Origin of the sequence: Rossellomorea pakistanensis, assembly GCF_016908495.1 — a bacterium.
Lineage (GTDB): Bacteria > Bacillota > Bacilli > Bacillales > Bacillaceae_B > Rossellomorea > Rossellomorea pakistanensis.
In genome coordinates this window covers 562,607-580,569 of sequence record NZ_JAFBDZ010000003.1, presented here as the reverse complement: position 1 = coordinate 580,569, position 17,963 = coordinate 562,607, and the positions used below count along the sequence as shown (strand labels likewise).

The following is a 17,963-nucleotide window of genomic DNA, read 5'->3' as shown; positions in this document are numbered from 1 at the left end:
TTTCACCTTCCTCTTCCTTACATTCATATGAAGGAACGGGACGAGGTAGAACTGTACATCAACCGAGATTAAACAGAATATGAAGATCTTATCAGATGGGGTCTAATAAAAAAGAGCTGATCCATAATTTCAAATCTATCCTGATAGGAAATAGATCGAATATTTTTATGGTCAACTCATTTTAAATCACTATTTTTGTTCTTGTTCCGCTTTTTCACGCTGCTCTTTAAGGACAGCTTTACGAGATAAATTTACTCGACCTTGGTTATCAATATCAATTACTTTTACAAGAATCTCGTCTCCAATTGAAACGACATCTTCTACTTTACGTACTCTTTCTTCTGCAAGCTCAGAAATATGGACAAGCCCATCTTTTCCACTAAAGATTTCAACAAAGGTACCGAACTTCTCGATACGCTTCACTGTACCTAGATACATTTGGCCAACTTCAACTTCACGAACGATATCTTCGATGATTTTCTTAGCTTTTTTATTAGCTTCTTCATCTACAGATGAAATGAAAATTGTACCATCTTGTTCAATATCGACCTTTACGCCAGTTTCTTCAATAATTTTGTTAATTTGCTTCCCGCTTGGTCCAATAACATCTCTGATTTTATCAGGTTTTATAGCCATTGTAAGGATCTTAGGTGCATATTGAGAAAGTTGTTGGCGTGATTCAGAAATAGTCGATAGCATACTTTCTAGAATATGCATACGTCCACGTTTCGCTTGAAGAAGAGCCTCTTCCAAAATCTCGCGAGAAAGACCTTCAATCTTAATATCCATTTGCAGAGCCGTTACACCTTTAGATGTACCTGCAACTTTAAAATCCATATCTCCTAAGAAGTCTTCCATTCCTTGAATATCTGTCAGAATTGTATAATGTTCACCTGAACTTACAAGTCCCATGGCAATTCCAGCTACTGGTGCTTTAATTGGAACTCCAGCATCCATCATTGCAAGTGTGCTTCCACATATACTAGCTTGTGATGTAGATCCATTGGACTCTAACACTTCAGACACAAGACGAATTGTATATGGGAAATCTTTTTCATTTGGAATAACTGGTTCAAGAGCACGTTCGCCAAGTGCACCGTGTCCGATTTCACGACGACCCGGTCCTCTAATAGGTCCTGTTTCACCTACACTGAACTGTGGGAAATTGTAATGATGCATGAATCTTTTTGATTCTTCAATACCTAGACCATCCAGGATTTGAACATCACCTAATGCACCAAGAGTACAAATACTTAAGGCTTGTGTCTGTCCACGGGTGAACAAACCGGAGCCGTGTGTACGCGGCAGGAGGCCAACCTGAGAAGATAAAGGTCTAATTTCATCAGGATTACGGCCATCTGGGCGAACCTTTTCTTCAGTAATAAGACGACGAACTTCTTCTTTCACAAGTTTATCTAAGATTTTTTTAACTTGTTTAAGTGTTTCCTCATCTGATTCTTTTTCTTCATATGAGGTAATGACTTTTTCTTTTACTTCTTTTATCGCAGCTTCTCGAGCATGTTTTTCCTGAACTTGGATTGCCGAAACAAGTTCTTGTCCAGCCATATCTCGAACGGAAGATTCAATATCTTTATCGAGCTCAAAAAGAGTAACATCGATTTTTTCTTTCCCGACTTTTGCAACTATTTCTTCTTGGAAGGCAATAAGTCGCTTAATTTCTTCATGGCCAAACATAATAGCTTCAAGCATTTTTTCTTCTGAGACTTCATTTGCTCCAGCCTCAACCATGTTAATAGCATCTTTTGTACCCGCAACGGATAAATTGATTTCACTTTTTTCAAGCTCTTCAACTGTTGGATTAATGACAAACTGATCATCAATTAAGCCGACTACAACGCCTGCAATAGGCCCTTCAAATGGAATATCGGATACACTTAATGCAAGTGAGGATCCAAACATTGCAGCCATTTCAGAAGAACAATTTTGATCAACACTCATGACGATGCTAATGACCTGTACTTCATTTCGAAATCCATCTGCAAATAATGGACGAATCGGTCGGTCAATTAAGCGGCTTGCAAGAATTGCTTTTTCACTTGGACGTCCTTCCCTTTTAATAAACCCTCCAGGGATTTTACCTACTGCATAAAGACGTTCCTCATAATTTACGGTAAGTGGAAAAAAGTCTAATTGCTTTGGTTCTTTTGAAGCTGTCGCTGTACTTAATACTACTGTATCACCATAACGAATTAATACTGCACCGTTTGCTTGTTTAGCCAGTTGACCATATTCAACTGTCATTTGACGGCCAGCCCAATCTATGGAGAATTCTTGTTTCGTTTGTTCCATATTAAACCCCTCTCTTATCTCGCTTCTTACTAGTAAGAAGATCATTGACTGAATTAAATCTATTCAAAACACGATGTGTTGAAAAGCATTGTAAATAGGCATTTATTATGTATTGTGGTCAAAATGTTCATAAAAGTATTCCGTTATTTATAAATAATAAAGAATTTTTAGAGGTATGAAATAAATAAGAATGCCACAATTGAAATGATTCGTAAGGTAGCATTCTACTGGAAATTTTTTCTAAGAAAAAAGCGGGAATAAATCCCGCTTCCTAGAATCATTATCGACGTAAGCCTAGTCTGTTGATTAACTCACGGTAGCGTGGTACGTCTTTATTACGTAAGTAAGTTAAAAGATTACGACGACGTCCTACCATTTTCAAAAGACCGCGACGAGAGTGGTGGTCTTTCTTGTGAGTACGTAAATGTTCGTTCAGATTATTGATCTCTTCTGTAAGGATAGCAATTTGAACTTCTGGTGATCCAGTGTCATTATCATGAGTTTTATACTCACTGATTAGTTCGTTTTTACGCTCTTGAGTGATAGCCATCCTATTCACCTCCTAAAATTTCTTTCTGAAAATCCCCTATTACTGAGCAAACGTTGGAGAATCGTGTTGCCAAGCAACGGTTCATGTCATACGTTTAATAGAATACTACTATTTCTGTTAAAATGCAAGGGTTAGTCCGATAAATCTGCCAAAATGGAATGAAACCCTTTTACTCTTTATGGGAATAGGCAGAAAAATAGTGAATAGCAGTTAATTTATCCTTTTCAATTTGATCGATTAACTGATCGATTCCGTTAAACTTTTTCTCAGATCGGATGCGATCGTGCCATTCGACAATTACTTCCTCACCGTATATACTTCCTTCAAAATCAAATATGTGGACTTCAATCGAGAGTGAGACGTGATCTGGATCGTTAAATGTTGGTTTATACCCTACATTACACACCCCATTATACCATTTGCCTTGAACCATGATTCTAACGGAATATACACCATTATTAGGGATTATATAGTCCTCTGATAATTCAATATTAGCAGTTGGAAAGCCTATCTTCCGCCCTCTTTTGTCCCCGTGAATGACTGTACCTTTTGTACGATAATTGCGTCCTAAAAGAGTAGAAACCTTTGTCATATCCCCATTTCCTAACCTATCTCTTATTAATGTAGAACTTACTTTCACATCACCATCTGTTAATTTACTGACAGTGGTTTGAGAAAAAAGATCCCTCGAATGGAACGGGAGAGTTTCCATCGTTCCTTTCCCAAGCCTGCCATAACTATAATCAAATCCCGCAACAACGTGCTTTACATTGAATTTTATTAGATATTGATCAACAAACTCTTGTGGTTGCAAGTTCGCAAAGTCAGAAGTGAATCTAACGATAAATAGGTAATCAATTCCTATATCCTTTATTAGTTCTTCTTTATCTATAAGAGGTGTAATGAATTGAACATGTTTATGTTTTCTACCTAATACAACAGAAGGATGGGGGTCAAACGTCATAACAGCGGATTTCAAATTTTGTTCATCAGCTATTTGCTTTGCTTTCCCCATCACGTTTTGATGCCCTCTATGGACGCCATCAAAATAGCCTAATGCCATTGATAGCGGAGGAAAATCATCTTTATGGAAGCTATGGGGATGATGAATGGTTATGATTTTCACTTTTCCTCACCTGTTTCACTAGTCGTTATACAGTACTTTTACCGGTTTAATCGTTCCTTCTTTTTCTGGATGAACATGATAAATTGCAATCGCTTTTCCATTTTCCATCATTACGACTTCTTCATCTATTGGCCAATCCTCTGGTAATTCTAGCCTTGCACCATTCTTAACTTTCTCTGCTAATGTATCACTAATTTCCCATTTCGGCAAATGAGAGAGACCATCCTCAATCGGAAAGATTGCTTTTGAAATTTCATTACATTCGATAAGTGTCTGAATTTCTTCAAGTGTCACGCAGTCTGCCTCAGTAAATGACGCAGATTGAACTCTTGTAAGCCCTGACATATGAGCGGGAATGCCAAGCTTTTCGCCTATTGTAACGGCTAACGTACGTATGTATGTCCCTTTACTACAAGAAACTCTAAACTTAAAAGAAATGAGATCCCCCTTAAATTCCTGCCTTTCATCTAATAATGTAAGGGACTTGATTTGGACTACTCTTGATGGACGTTCAACCTCTATCCCCTGCCTTGCATATTCATATAATCTCTTACCATTTACCTTTACGGCAGAAAACATAGGAGGTACTTGGGTGATTTCTCCTTCCAAACGATTGAATATCGACATAATCTCTTCTCTCATTATCGTGCGATTCACTTTTTTTTCTTCCACTAATTCACCAGAAGCGTCTTCTGTAGTGGTTGAAAAACCTAGAGTTACTTCTCCTTCGTAGGACTTACCGCTATCGGTAATGTATTGAGCGATTTTAGTGCCCCTTCCTAAACAAATAGGTAGAACACCTGTTACATCTGGGTCTAGGGTTCCAGTATGACCCACCTTTTTCATTTTAAGTAGCTTTCTTACTTTGAACACACAATCATGCGATGTTAGACCTTTTGGCTTCCATAAAGGCAGAATTCCATCCATGCCTTTCACTCCTTACTTAAACCATTTTCTACATACAAAAATGGCTGCCTTATAAGGGTTTATTCACCATTCACCTTATTAGACAGCCACATTATTAGATGAATCAGTCTTGATCTTCGTATTCATCTTCGTCTTGAATTTTTTTAATAATTGATTCGATTCGATTGCCATAATTAATGGATTCATCAAATTCAAAGATAATCTCTGGTGTTTTGCGCAAACGTACGCGCCCACCAATTTCTGAACGAATAAAACCTTTCGCTTTTGCAAGACCCTTTAATGTATTTTCTCGTTGTTCTTCATCACCAAGGACTGTAATATAAACTTTTGCTTGTTGAAGATCGCCAGAGACTTGAACATCAGTAACTGTGACAAAACCAATACGAGGATCTTTTATTTTGCGTCCGATAATATCGCTGAGCTCTTTTTTCATTTGTTCACCAACACGATTTGCACGATGGCTCATCAATATCACCTCAAATTCATTTTAACGTGTTTCATGCACCGTTTCTCCTCTTTCCCACTCTGGAAAAGAGTCAATCACTTTAAGAGCATTGTCTATTTCTTTTTCAGCCGCTTTCAAAGAAGATGCAACTGCTACAATCCCAATCCTAGTCCGTTGCCATACATCCTGGTGATCAATTTCTGAAACGGACACATTTAATTTTTGTTTGAGCCGTGTCAGCACTCGCTGAAGCACGGCTCTCTTTTCCTTAAGAGAATGAGAATCATGGATTATACATTCACACTCTACATAATGAATCATTATCTTTTAATCTCTTCCATAATAAAGGCTTCTATTACATCGCCTTCTTTTATATCATTAAAATTCTTAATTGTGATTCCACATTCATACCCTTTTGCCACTTCTTTGGCATCATCTTTAAAGCGTTTAAGAGCATCCAGCTCCCCTTCAAAAATAACAATCCCGTCTCGAATCAAACGAACGCCACTATCACGAGAGATTTTCCCCTCTACTACATAGCTTCCCGCAATTGTCCCAACTTTAGACACTTTAAATGTTTGACGAACTTCAGCTTGACCAATAATTTTTTCTTCAAATTCAGGATCAAGCATACCTTTCATCGCTGATTCGATTTCTTCAATCACATTATAAATTATGCGGTGAAGACGGATTTCAACATCTTCAGCTTCAGCCGCACGTTTAGCATTAACATCAGGACGAACGTTAAATCCTATCACAATTGCGTTGGAAGCAGCTGCGAGTGAAATATCAGATTCGTTGATCGCACCTGCGCCAGTATGAATGATCTTAACGTTTACACCTTCTACTTCAATTTTTTGAAGAGATGCTGCGAGAGCCTCAACTGAACCTTGAACATCTGCTTTCAATACAAGGTTTAGTTCTTTCATTTCCCCTTGTTTCATTTGTTCAAACAAGTTGTCTAGGCTTACTCTAGATTTTTCGCTTCGTTGTGCCTGCAGAGCTTGTTGTGCACGCGATTCCCCTACTGCTCGTGCTGTTTTTTCATCATCAAGTACAGCAAAACGATCTCCAGCTTGTGGTACATCATTTAATCCAGTGATTTCAACTGGTGTGGATGGTCCAGCATCTTTAACACGACGACCTAAATCATTCACCATTGCACGAACGCGACCAAATGTATTTCCTACAACGATAGGATCTCCAACACGCAGCGTCCCGTTTTGGACAAGTAGCGTAGCCACTGATCCACGGCCTTTATCTAATTGCGCTTCAATTACAGTTCCAATGGCATTTCTGTTTGGATTCGCTTTAAGCTCTTCAACCTCACTTACAAGAACAATCATTTCTAATAAGTCATCTATTCCATCTCCGCTTAATGCAGAAAGTGGAACGAAAATCGTGTCCCCGCCCCAAGCTTCAGGAACTAATTCATATTCTGTTAACTCCTGCATGACACGATCAGGGTTCGCAGCTTCTTTATCCATTTTATTTACAGCAATAATGATTGGAACCTCAGCAGCTTTTGCATGGTTGATGGCTTCTACTGTTTGCGGCATAACACCATCATCAGCAGCCACAACAATAATCGCAATATCTGTTACCTGAGCTCCTCTAGCGCGCATTGTTGTAAATGCAGCATGTCCAGGTGTATCTAGGAATGTTATTTTCTTTCCATCTACTGTAACTTGATAGGCACCGATATGTTGTGTGATTCCGCCAGCTTCTCCTTCTGTCACTTTCGTGTTACGGATTGAGTCAAGAAGTGTTGTTTTCCCGTGGTCAACGTGACCCATAATCGTTACAACAGAAGGTCTTTCTTCTACACTGCCTTCGTCATCCTCTGTGAAGTATGTGTCTAAGTCTGTATTATCTACTAAAATTTCTTCTTCTACTTCTACACCATAATCAGTTGCTATTAGTTCAATCGCTTCTTTTTCAAGATCTTGATTGATCGTTGCCATGACTCCAAGCATGAATAACTTTTTGATTACTTCCGATGGCTCTCTGTGCAGCTTTTTCGCAAGTTCAGCAACCGTCAAGGATTCTGTAAAGGTAATCTTTTCAGGTAATTCTTTTTTCTTTGGTGGAGTTGGAACAAAGGTAGACTTCACATTACGATTCTGTTTTTTATTGTTTCGGTTGTTTCGGCCTTTTTTATTGGTATTATTATTGTTATTGAAGACCTTTTTCTCCTTAGATTGAGTCTCTTGGGAATGCTTTTTGCCCTCACGATTTTTAGGAGCGGATTTAACCTTTTCTTTAGAAGGGGAGTTGTCATTCTCATTCACTGAATTCGTACTATTTTGTGGTGAATTCCCTCTCGATTTAGTACCCATGTTTTCTTTTGTGTCTGTTGACTTATTATACGTATGATCTAACTTGTTGACTGTCTCCTCTTCAATTGTTGCCATATGGTTTGATACCTCAATATTCATGTCTTTTAGTTTTGAAATAATATCCTTACTTGAAACATTGACTTTCTTCGCATATTCATATACACGCATCTTGCTCATATGTTCACCCCCATTGAGATTCATCGAGCAGCATGGAGAGCTTTTTGGCAAAACCATCATCGGTAAGGGTGACTACTACTCTTGCATCTTTTCCAATTGCTTGACCCAAAATTTCTCTATTATCAATCATCAGTATGGGCGTTTTATAGTAGTTGCATTTGTCTCTTACTTTTTTCATGGTATTGTTTGAAGCATCTCTGGATAATAACACCAATTTCGCTCGTCCGTTTCGGACTTCTTTTAACACAAGTTCTTCTCCGGAAATGACCTTGCGTGCTCGATTGGCCAACCCAAGTAGCGACACCCATCGATTTTGATTCATAGGACAGCTACTCTTTTCCTACAAGCTGCAATAATTCCTCATATAAAGAGTCATCAATTTTGGCTTGCAGGTGATTGGCTAAAGTATTCTTCTTTTTTGCATTTAAAATCGCATCTTTATCCTTGGAGAGGTATGCTCCTCTTCCAGACTTTTTACCAGTCGGGTCGATGGATACTTCACCTTCTTTAGATCGAACGATTCGAATCATTTCTTTTTTAGGCTTCATTTCACCAGTTGAAACACATTTTCTTAAAGGGATTTTTTTTCGAGTACTCATCTTTTCCTCCCCCCTTAGTCAAGATCATGATCGTTATCCATAAAGTCTTCTTCATCATCGGTTAGTGAAGAAAAATCTATGTCATCACGAGGATAGATTCCTAGTTCGCGAGCATCCGTTTCACTCTTAATGTCTATTTTCCAATTCGTGAGCTTGGCAGCCAGCCTCGCGTTTTGGCCTCTTTTCCCTATCGCAAGTGATAATTGATAATCCGGAACAATAACTTTAGTCGCTTTATCTTCCTCATCAACTTGAACATCTAATACTTTTGATGGACTTAGTGCATTCGCTACAAAAGTTACAGGATCTTCTGACCATTGGACGATATCGATTTTTTCGCCTTTTAATTCGTTAACGATTGCTTGAACGCGAGCACCTTTAGTTCCTACACACGCTCCGACTGGGTCAACTTCTGAATTCTCCGCATGAACAGAAATTTTAGAACGATCTCCTGCTTCTCTTGCAACGGACTTGATTTCAACAGTTCCATCAAAAATTTCAGGAACTTCAATTTCAAAAAGTCTTTTTAAAAGACCTGGATGTGTTCTCGAAACGAATATTTGTGGACCTTTAGTTGTTTTTTCAACTTTTGTAATAAATACTTTAATACGATCATGTGGCTTGTAAGATTCATTAGGCATTTGTTCATTCAGTGGAAGAAGAGCTTCAATTTTTCCTAGAGCTACATAAATAAAGCGACCATCCTGACGTTGAACAATTCCTGTCATTATATCTTCTTCACGATCAACAAACTCTGAATAAATAATTCCTCTTTCAGCTTCACGAACACGTTGGGTCACAACTTGCTTAGCCGTTTGGGCAGCAATTCTACCAAAATCCTTCGGAGTAACTTCTAGTTCAACAATGTCACCCACTTCATAACTTGGATTTATATCCTTCGCATCCTCTAGGGATATCTCTAGACGTGAATCGAATACCTCATCTACTACTTCTTTTCTTGCAAAGACACGCATTGTCCCAGATTCTAAATTTAGATCCACCCGAACATTTTGGGCTTGGTTGAAATTTCTCTTATATGCCGAGACTAAAGCAGCTTCAATAGCTTCAATAATCACATCACGTGAGATTCCTTTTTCTTTCTCTAAAATAATAAGAGCATCTAATAATTGAGAGCTCATGGAATATGTCATCCCCCTTCTACTTAAGGTGTTTCCTTTTTAAGAAAAAGTGACGGCAAGTCTAGCTTTTGCAACTTTCTCTGTTGGAATATCAACCTGTTTTTTTCTAGTTTTAATCTTTACTTCTATTGTTAAAGACTCACTATCATAAGAAATTAGCTTGCCTTCAAACGCTTTTTCACCTTGAATGGGCTCATAGGTTTTTACATAAACATTTTTTCCAATGGCTCTTTCAAAGTCTTTATCCTTTTTTAGTGGACGTTCAGCGCCAGGCGAAGAAACCTCTAGGAAATAATTATGTGGAATTGGGTCTAATTCATCTAGTTTTTCTCCTAAACGTTCGCTTACGATTCCACATTCCTCAATATCTACACCTGTATCCTTGTCAATAAATACACGAAGAAACCAGCTGGAACCTTCTTTGACGTATTCTGTGTCGACTAACTCTAGTGACATCTCATCTAATATAGGTGTGATTAGTTCATCAACAAGTTCAGTTATCTTACTCATACAGACCTCCTGGTTAAGAAGAATATGAACCAAGAAATGGATGCTCCAGTTCAATAATTACCCTAAGCAAAAACGAAAGAGTGGGGTGGCCCCACTCTTTTCTTCAGAGTTATCTTTAGTATTTCCAATAAAAATATACCATAATCAACATTTTTATGCAAACAAAACCGCCTGCCAGTATAGAGTTTAGAACAATGATAATTGATTTTGGTCCGGTAATGAATCTAAACATCCATGATTAGTTAAATATTCGATAATCGTCTTTGACACTCTACCACGCTGTTGAAGATCCTCTTTTGAAAGAAACTCCCCATCTTCTCTTGCTTTTACAATATTTATAGCGGCGTTTGTGCCTAATCCAGGAATCGAATTAAATGGTGGAATCAGTGAATTACCGTCAATAATAAAATCCGTTGCTGAAGAACGATACAAATCTACCTTTTGGAACTTATAGCCCCTTTCACACATCTCTAAAGCGAGTTCTAGAACTGTTAAAGTATTTTTCTCTTTAGGTGATGCATCTAGACCTTTGGCATTAATCTCTTCTATTTTCGCTCGAACAGCTTGTGATCCCCTTACCATTGCTTCAATATCAAAATCTTCCGCACGTACGGTAAAATAGGCTGCATAATAAAGTAATGCATGGTGCACCTTGAAATAAGCAATTCTAACGGCCATCAATACATAAGCTGCTGCGTGGGCTTTAGGGAACATATATTTAATTTTTTTACATGAATCTATATACCAATCAGGAACACCGTTGTTCTTCATATCCTCTTCCCACTCATCGTTTAGACCTTTACCTTTACGAACAAATTCCATTATCTTAAAGGCAAGTGATGGTTCTAAGCCTTGATAAATCAAGTAAACCATTATATCATCTCGACAACCTATCACTTCACTTAATGTGCAAGTGTTATTGTGAATGAGTTCCTGGGCGTTCCCTAACCAAACATCTGTACCATGCGATAATCCCGAAATTTGAACAAGCTCTGAAAATGTCGTTGGCTTTGTATCCTCAAGCATTTGCCGAACGAATCTTGTACCGAACTCAGGAATTCCCAATGTACCTGTCTTACACATAATTTGCTCTTCTGTTACACCCAATGATTCTGTTCCGCTAAAAATTTTCATGACTTCCGGATCATCGGTAGGGATCGTTTTTGGATCTATCCCTGATAAATCCTGTAACATACGAATAACTGTTGGATCATCGTGTCCAAGAATATCGAGTTTCAATAGATTATCATGTATGGAATGGAAATCAAAATGCGTGGTTTTCCATTCTGATTTCGTATCATCTGCAGGGAATTGAATCGGTGAAAAATCAAAGATATCCATATAATCAGGGACTACGATGATTCCTCCTGGATGTTGTCCAGTCGTACGTTTTACCCCTGTACACCCTTTTACTAACCGATCGATCTCAGCACCTCTGATTTGGATATTGTTATCTGATGCATATCCTTTTACATAACCGAATGCTGTTTTTTCAGCGACAGTTCCAATTGTTCCTGCACGGTAAACATATTCTTCCCCAAAGAGGATCTTTGTATAGTTATGTGCGATTGGTTGATATTCTCCTGAGAAGTTCAGATCGATATCAGGAACTTTATCTCCTTTAAAACCAAGAAACGTTTCAAAAGGAATATCATGTCCATCTTTACGGTATGTTGTTCCACATTCAGGGCAGTATTTGTCTGGTAAATCAAAACCTGAACCAACAGACCCATCATTAAAAAATTCTGAGTGACGGCAACTAGGACATACATAATGTGGCGGAAGCGGATTTACCTCTGTAATCTCTGTCATTGTCGCAACAAAAGACGACCCGACAGATCCACGTGACCCTACTAGGTAGCCATCATCTAGAGATTTCTTAACCAATTTATGTGAAATGAGATAAATAACCGCAAATCCATGTCCAATTATACTTTTTAATTCCTTTTCAAGTCTTGCTTCTACTATTTCTGGAAGCTGATCGCCGTAGATACTTTTAGCCATATCATAGCTCATTCTACGCATCTCTTCATCTGCACCTTCAATTTTAGGTGTATATAGATCATCTTTAATTGGTTTAATCTCTTCAATTAGATCAGCTATCTTATTAGAATTGGTCACGACAATCTCTTTTGCTTTTTCTTCGCCTAAAAAGCGGAAAGAATCTAGCATTTCGTTCGTTGTTCTAAAATGAACGTCTGGTAATGTATGACGATTTAAGGGATTGGCGCCCCCTTGAGATGATACTAATATCTTTCGGTATATCTTATCATTCGGGTTCAAATAATGGACGTTTCCAGTCGCTACTACAGGAATTTCTAATTTAACGCCCAATGCGATTAGTTTTTTAATTATGTCCTCTAAATTCTTCTGGTTTTGAACAAGCTCAAGCTCTATAAGGTGCTGATAAACTTCCTTCGGTTGGACCTCAATATAATCATAGAATCTTGCCGTATCTTCAACCTCTTCAGGAGCTTTTTGCATCATTCCTTCAAAAACTTCTCCTTTTGCACATCCAGATCCAACTAAAATTCCAGATCGGTACTTCTGTAATTGAGATCTTGGGATTCTTGGAACTCGATAAAAATAATTCATGTGCGAAATGGAAACAAGCTTGTACAAATTCTTTAAACCTTCTTCTGTTTGAGCAAGAAGTGTGCAATGATAAGGGCGTGAACGTTTGTATGCATCACCTTTCCCCATAAAGTCATTGAACTGGTCATGATAGTGGATCCCTTTTTCAAGGGCATCCTTCAACATTTTAATTAAAAGGTATCCCGTTGCTTCAGCATCGTAGATGGCACGATGATGCTGTGTGAGCTCTACATCAAATTTCTTGGCAAGCGTATTGAGTCGATGATTTTTCATTTCAGGATATAGTAATCTCGCAAGCTCTAATGTATCAATAACTGGATTTTCTGCTTTTCCAAGTCCGCATTGTTTATATCCAACATTCAGAAATCCCATATCAAATGATGCATTATGGGCAACGAGAATCCCATCCTCTACCCAATTAAAATAATCCTTTAATACATCACCTATCTCAGGTGCATTTTCTACCATATCATCTGTAATCCCTGTTAAATCAATCGTTGTTGCTGAAAGACGATGATGCGGATTAGCAAAAGATTCGAAACGGTCAATGATTTCTCCATTGCGAATCTTTACAGCAGCAAGCTCAATAATCGTATCATACACCGCTGAAAGACCTGTTGTTTCTACGTCAAATACCACATATGTCGTGTCATCATCTAGTGGGATATGAGTGTCGTTATAGGCAATCGGTACTCCATCATCTACAAGATTAGCTTCTAATCCATAAATCATCTTAATATCATTTTTTTTACTAGCACTATATGCCTCTGGAAAAGATTGAGCAACTGCATGATCAGTAATCGCAATGGCTTTATGCCCCCATCTTTTCGCTTGACTAACCAAATCACTTACAGACGAAACCGCATCCATTTGACTCATCGGGGTATGCAAATGTAATTCTACTCTACGCTCGTCTTGTGGTGCAGTATCTAATCGAAGTACAGGTTTAATTTCATTAATGTCATTCGCAATCATGACAAGGTCGCGTACAAAGGTATCATTTTGTATACTTCCACGACACCGAACCCACATCCCTTTTTTAACATGTTCCATCATGGCTGCATCTTCTTTGTCACGAGAGAACATTTTCACTAGGAATGAACTTGTATAATCAGTAACTTTAAACGTTAGCAACGTTCTTCCGCTTCGCAGCTCTTTAGTTTCAGCATCAAAAATGTATCCTTCTAATGCGATCCTGCGTTCTTCATCGACGATGTCCTCCATCTTTCTGAAATCAGCGTCATCTTTAATGGTTAAGCCTATCATTAGTGGACCGGTTGGAGCGTCATCACCATTCGACTTTTCATTTTCTTTTTTCTGCATTTCTATTACAGCTTGTTTTCCACGTTCTTCATCTTCTTTTCTTTTTTCTTCTAAGAATTTCTGGTAATCATCTTGATTATTAGCTGATTCGATTTTCGTTGCTTCCACTTGAAGTGTAGGAAATCCAAAGTTTTGAAAAATATTAGAAATAACAGGACCATACTTATTTTTTATCGCCATTGCTTCCATTTCACTAGAAGTTTCTACTAGAATTTTATTCCCCTGAATTTTTGGAACATTATTATTTAATAGTGCCAATAATGGAGGAGAAATTCCGTCAATTTCTTTTATACATTCATTCCAATAATCAAGTACAAGCTCATGAGTAAAATTTGAGTCAGCTACTCTTAAGCTAAATTGGACTTTAGCAATATGTTGAAATGCTTTTTGTAATGAATTAGAAAATCGAGTCCAAATTGTGCAAGGCAGCAGTTTCTCAAAATTAAAGTAAAAATGCCATTTCTTTTCTACTCGATCGACTACCAATTTTTCAATTTCGGCATTTTGAAAATACGACACATAAGCGTCGTCAGTTAAATCTAACTGCTGTAATAATAATTGAAAACGTTCCTTCTTCCCATCTAGTTGCATGATTTCTCTCCCCCTCTCATCTACCTATTTGTATAGTAAACTCCAATTCATTATAAACAGACTAAAGGGGTGACCCTTTTCGACAATAGAACACGAAGAATAGTAGATTGAATCATTCTATTCATTCCGACCTAATTATCTGCTTACTAGGGTCAGCCCCTTCTTACTTGTATTATCATATCATGGATTCATTAAGGAAGAGAACGGTATAGATCCTGGAGTTTTTCCATCAAATCTTCTTTCTTCACTTCATGCATTTCACCCGTTTTCCGAACCTTTACTTCGACAATTCCTTCAGCTGCTTTTTTTCCAACAGTAATTCGAATAGGCAGTCCTATGAGATCCGAATCTGCAAACTTAACACCAGGTCTTTCCATTCGGTCATCCATTAAAACATCAAAACGGTTTTCTCTTAATAAACCATATAACTCAAAGGCAAGAGACGACTGTGCTTCATCTTTTAAATTGATAGGAATTAAATGAAGATCGTATGGCGTAAGTACGGAAGGCCACAACAGCCCATTTTCGTCATTGTATTGTTCAGCAACCGCTGCAAGTGTTCTCGAAACACCAATACCATAACACCCCATAATCATTTCTTTAGCTCGTCCATTTTCATCCAGAAAGGTTCCATTCATGGCTTCACTATATCGAGTTCCTAATTTAAACACATGACCAACTTCGATGCCTTTTGCAAATTTAATGATACCTTTTCCATCTGGCGAAGGATCCCCTTCTTGTATAAATCGTAAATCAGCAAACTCTGCGACCTGAAAATCCCGTTCTAAATTTGTATTTATATAATGATATCCTTCTTCATTTGCACCACAAACAAAATCTTTCATACTCTTAACAGCATTATCAGCAATGATTCGAACGTTACTAATCCCAATTGGCCCTAGTGATCCGACACTGCACTGAAAAACATTTTTCGTCTCTTCTGCTGAAGCTAATTCAACAAGATCGGCTTCAAGTAAATTTTTCACCTTAATGTCATTAATCTCATGGTCACCACGTGATAAGATAATCACATATTCATCATCAGCTTTAAACAGCTTGGTTTTAACACAGTTATCAGGATTCACTTGTAAAAATCTAGATACATCATCAATGGATTTCTGTCCTGGAGTGGATACCTTTTCAAGCTCTTGTTGGTTTTCTGTTGATTGTACATATTCTGTTATGACTGGGGCCATCTCAATATTTGCAGCATACTGGGATGTATCAGAATAGGCGATTGTATCTTCACCAACATCTGATAACACCATAAATTCATGAGTATCTTTCCCTCCCATAGCACCAGAATCGGCAATAACGGCTCTAAAATTTAACCCACAACGTTTAAAAATATTCGAATAGGCAGTAAACATTTTTTCATACTGTTCATCTAGACTTTCGAAGCTAGAATGAAAAGAATAGGCATCCTTCATAATGAATTCTCTACCACGCAGCAAACCAAATCTTGGCCTTTTCTCATCACGATACTTTGTCTGAATTTGGTAAAGGGCAAGCGGTAGTTTTTTATATGATTTAATTTCATCACGAACTAAGCTTGTAATAACCTCTTCGTGAGTTGCTCCTAAAGCAAATTCACGTTCGTGGCGGTCCTTTAATCGCATTAATTCAGGACCATATGTATTCCACCTTCCAGATTCCTTCCAAAGCTCAGCCTGTTGTAAGGCTGGCATTAATAATTCTACTGCACCTGCATTCATCATTTCTTCACGGATAATCTCTTCAACTTTTTGCAATACTATTTTACCTAAAGGTAAAAAACTATATATACCACTTGCATTTTGACGAATAAAACCTGCTCTCAATAAAAGCTGATGGCTTTTTACATCAGCATCAGCAGGAACCTCTCTTAAGGTAGGGATCAATGTCATACTTTGCTTCATTATCTAGCACCTCTCAACTTCGTTCGTAGTTAAAAAGGTTGACTTACATTGTTATGAAATCACTTTACATAGATAGAAACAATTCAGGATCCACTTCTATATATTGTAATGGTGATTCATTACATGTTTGTAAGTCAACCACTCTTTAAATTGAATCTCCTAGAGGAAGAATCTCTGGATATCATTCCATGTTACAACTAACATCAGGACCATTAAAAGGGCAAAACCTATAAAGTGAACCATTCCCTCTTTTTGGCGGTCGACAGGCTTACCTCGTACTGCTTCTACCGCGAAAAACATTAATCTTCCACCGTCAAGTGCCGGAACAGGCAGCAAGTTCATAATACCAAGGTTAATACTTAATATTGCTCCCCACTTCATCAAATAGAAGATGCCGGATTTGGCAACCACATCTGTGGAATGGTAAATTCCTACTGGACCAGATAAGGCATCAATCGAAAATTGACCTGTGACCAATTTTCCTAACATAACAAATATCATCTTAGTCCATTCGTAGGTTTGCTCAAATCCATTACCTATGACGCGGAGTGGCGACTTTTCAACTGGGCTATGAACACCTATAATCCCAATTTCCTCCCCTTCAATCTCTTGAGGCTTAGGGGTAACGGAAATGTCTTGTGACTCTCCATTTCTATCCACAGTGAATACTAATTCATCCCCAGGATGCTTCTGAATCACTTTTACGATATCTTCCCATGTTGAAATTTCACTATTATCAATACTTTGAACGATATCACCAGTTTGAAGACCTGCCTCTTTAGCAGCTCCATCATCTGTTAAATTTCCTAGAACAGGATCATTCGTTGGTACTCCCTGCAATAAACCTACAAGTAAGAATATAAAGAAAGCTAAGATAAAGTTAAATAATGGACCTGCAAAAATAGCCATCGCTCTTTGCCCTAAAGTTTTTGAAGCAAATTGTCGATCCCAAGGGGCAATTTGTGTTTCTACACCATCCTCTACTATCACAGCTTCTCTGTCAATTGTAAAAGTTGTCGCTTCTTCATCCTCTTCTTCGTAGCCTCGAATAAATAATTTGTGTTCGAGATCTGCTTCTTCTACTTCAATTACACGTAAGTTTTGAAAACGATCCTTATTGTTAACCACAATTTTCTTAATGGTTTCATCACGATTTAACAAGAGTCCTACCCGATAGCCTGGTTTCAATTCAACCATCTCGGGATCTTCCCCTGCCATACGAACAAATCCACCTAAAGGTAATAAACGTATCGTATAAGTTGTTTCACTTTTTTTATAGGAGAACACTTTCGGGCCAAACCCTATTGCAAATTCACGGCAAAGAATCCCTGCTCGTTTCGCAAATATGAAGTGTCCGAGTTCATGAAAGAAAACAAGTGCGCCAAAAATGACGATAAAGGCTATCACTGTTTGCAAATGAAAAACCACCTTTTC

At 38.0% G+C, this 17,963-nt stretch carries 14 protein-coding genes; all 14 read right to left on the bottom strand.

Annotation, left to right across the window (positions count from 1 at the left end):
- Positions 1 to 189: 189 nt before the first annotated feature.
- Positions 190 to 2,310 (bottom strand): polyribonucleotide nucleotidyltransferase, encoded by a 2,121-nt coding sequence (pnp, locus tag JOC86_RS16765; protein ID WP_205174053.1) that lies wholly within the window; start codon positions 2,308 to 2,310, stop codon positions 190 to 192.
- 280 nt (positions 2,311 to 2,590) lie between these two features.
- Positions 2,591 to 2,860 carry a 30S ribosomal protein S15 gene (gene rpsO / locus JOC86_RS16760; protein WP_205174052.1) on the bottom strand — a complete coding sequence of 90 codons (270 nt, stop codon included), beginning with the start codon at positions 2,858 to 2,860 and terminating at the stop codon, positions 2,591 to 2,593.
- A 169-nt stretch (positions 2,861 to 3,029) separates the two neighbouring features.
- Entirely contained in the window at positions 3,030 to 3,986 is a 957-nt protein-coding gene (ribF, locus tag JOC86_RS16755; RefSeq protein ID WP_205174051.1) for a bifunctional riboflavin kinase/FAD synthetase, read from the bottom strand.
- An 18-nt stretch (positions 3,987 to 4,004) separates the two neighbouring features.
- Positions 4,005 to 4,913: a tRNA pseudouridine(55) synthase TruB gene (gene truB / locus JOC86_RS16750; protein WP_205174050.1), complete on the bottom strand. Its 909-nt coding sequence runs from the start codon at positions 4,911 to 4,913 to the stop codon at positions 4,005 to 4,007.
- A 103-nt stretch (positions 4,914 to 5,016) separates the two neighbouring features.
- Entirely contained in the window at positions 5,017 to 5,379 is a 363-nt protein-coding gene (gene rbfA / locus JOC86_RS16745) for a 30S ribosome-binding factor RbfA (protein WP_205174049.1), read from the bottom strand.
- 21 nt (positions 5,380 to 5,400) lie between these two features.
- A complete protein-coding gene (locus tag JOC86_RS16740) occupies positions 5,401 to 5,679 on the bottom strand; it encodes a DUF503 domain-containing protein (protein ID WP_205174048.1) in 279 nt (92 codons plus the stop codon).
- Positions 5,679 to 7,874 (bottom strand): translation initiation factor IF-2, encoded by a 2,196-nt coding sequence (gene infB, locus JOC86_RS16735; RefSeq protein WP_205174047.1) that lies wholly within the window; start codon positions 7,872 to 7,874, stop codon positions 5,679 to 5,681. Before infB ends, JOC86_RS16740 begins: the two co-directional genes overlap by 1 nt.
- Positions 7,875 to 7,878: 4 nt before the next feature.
- Complete coding sequence (locus JOC86_RS16730; RefSeq protein WP_205174046.1) at positions 7,879 to 8,196, bottom strand: YlxQ family RNA-binding protein; 318 nt, start codon at positions 8,194 to 8,196, stop codon at positions 7,879 to 7,881.
- A gap of 7 nt (positions 8,197 to 8,203) precedes the next feature.
- Entirely contained in the window at positions 8,204 to 8,473 is a 270-nt protein-coding gene (gene rnpM, locus JOC86_RS16725; RefSeq protein ID WP_205174045.1) for an RNase P modulator RnpM, read from the bottom strand.
- A gap of 14 nt (positions 8,474 to 8,487) precedes the next feature.
- Complete coding sequence (gene nusA, locus JOC86_RS16720) at positions 8,488 to 9,612, bottom strand: transcription termination factor NusA (RefSeq protein WP_205174044.1); 1,125 nt, start codon at positions 9,610 to 9,612, stop codon at positions 8,488 to 8,490.
- Positions 9,613 to 9,651: 39 nt separating this feature from the next.
- On the bottom strand, positions 9,652 to 10,122 hold the full coding sequence (rimP, locus tag JOC86_RS16715) for a ribosome maturation factor RimP (protein WP_205174043.1): 471 nt from the start codon (positions 10,120 to 10,122) through the stop codon (positions 9,652 to 9,654).
- Between the two features lie 186 nt (positions 10,123 to 10,308).
- Positions 10,309 to 14,631 carry a PolC-type DNA polymerase III gene (locus tag JOC86_RS16710; RefSeq protein ID WP_205174042.1) on the bottom strand — a complete coding sequence of 1,441 codons (4,323 nt, stop codon included), beginning with the start codon at positions 14,629 to 14,631 and terminating at the stop codon, positions 10,309 to 10,311.
- 191 nt (positions 14,632 to 14,822) lie between these two features.
- On the bottom strand, positions 14,823 to 16,529 hold the full coding sequence (locus JOC86_RS16705) for a proline--tRNA ligase (RefSeq protein ID WP_205174041.1): 1,707 nt from the start codon (positions 16,527 to 16,529) through the stop codon (positions 14,823 to 14,825).
- Positions 16,530 to 16,688: 159 nt separating this feature from the next.
- A complete protein-coding gene (gene rseP / locus JOC86_RS16700) occupies positions 16,689 to 17,945 on the bottom strand; it encodes an RIP metalloprotease RseP (RefSeq protein ID WP_205174040.1) in 1,257 nt (418 codons plus the stop codon).
- Between the last annotated feature and the right edge of the window lie 18 nt (positions 17,946 to 17,963).

What these genes read in the sequence shown, in the direction of transcription:
- JOC86_RS16705 (WP_205174041.1), bottom strand. Translation starts at nt 16,529, where the DNA reads ATGAAGCAAAGTATGACATTGATCCCTACCTTAAGAGAGGTTCCTGCT.
- truB (WP_205174050.1), bottom strand. Translation starts at nt 4,913, where the DNA reads ATGGATGGAATTCTGCCTTTATGGAAGCCAAAAGGTCTAACATCGCAT.
- JOC86_RS16710 (WP_205174042.1), bottom strand. Translation starts at nt 14,631, where the DNA reads ATGCAACTAGATGGGAAGAAGGAACGTTTTCAATTATTATTACAGCAG.
- rnpM (WP_205174045.1), bottom strand. Translation starts at nt 8,473, where the DNA reads ATGAGTACTCGAAAAAAAATCCCTTTAAGAAAATGTGTTTCAACTGGT.
- JOC86_RS16740 (WP_205174048.1), bottom strand. Translation starts at nt 5,679, where the DNA reads ATGATTCATTATGTAGAGTGTGAATGTATAATCCATGATTCTCATTCT.
- rimP (WP_205174043.1), bottom strand. Translation starts at nt 10,122, where the DNA reads ATGAGTAAGATAACTGAACTTGTTGATGAACTAATCACACCTATATTA.
- infB (WP_205174047.1), bottom strand. Translation starts at nt 7,874, where the DNA reads ATGAGCAAGATGCGTGTATATGAATATGCGAAGAAAGTCAATGTTTCA.
- JOC86_RS16730 (WP_205174046.1), bottom strand. Translation starts at nt 8,196, where the DNA reads ATGAATCAAAATCGATGGGTGTCGCTACTTGGGTTGGCCAATCGAGCA.
- nusA (WP_205174044.1), bottom strand. Translation starts at nt 9,612, where the DNA reads ATGAGCTCTCAATTATTAGATGCTCTTATTATTTTAGAGAAAGAAAAA.
- pnp (WP_205174053.1), bottom strand. Translation starts at nt 2,310, where the DNA reads ATGGAACAAACGAAACAAGAATTCTCCATAGATTGGGCTGGCCGTCAA.
- rbfA (WP_205174049.1), bottom strand. Translation starts at nt 5,379, where the DNA reads ATGAGCCATCGTGCAAATCGTGTTGGTGAACAAATGAAAAAAGAGCTC.
- rpsO (WP_205174052.1), bottom strand. Translation starts at nt 2,860, where the DNA reads ATGGCTATCACTCAAGAGCGTAAAAACGAACTAATCAGTGAGTATAAA.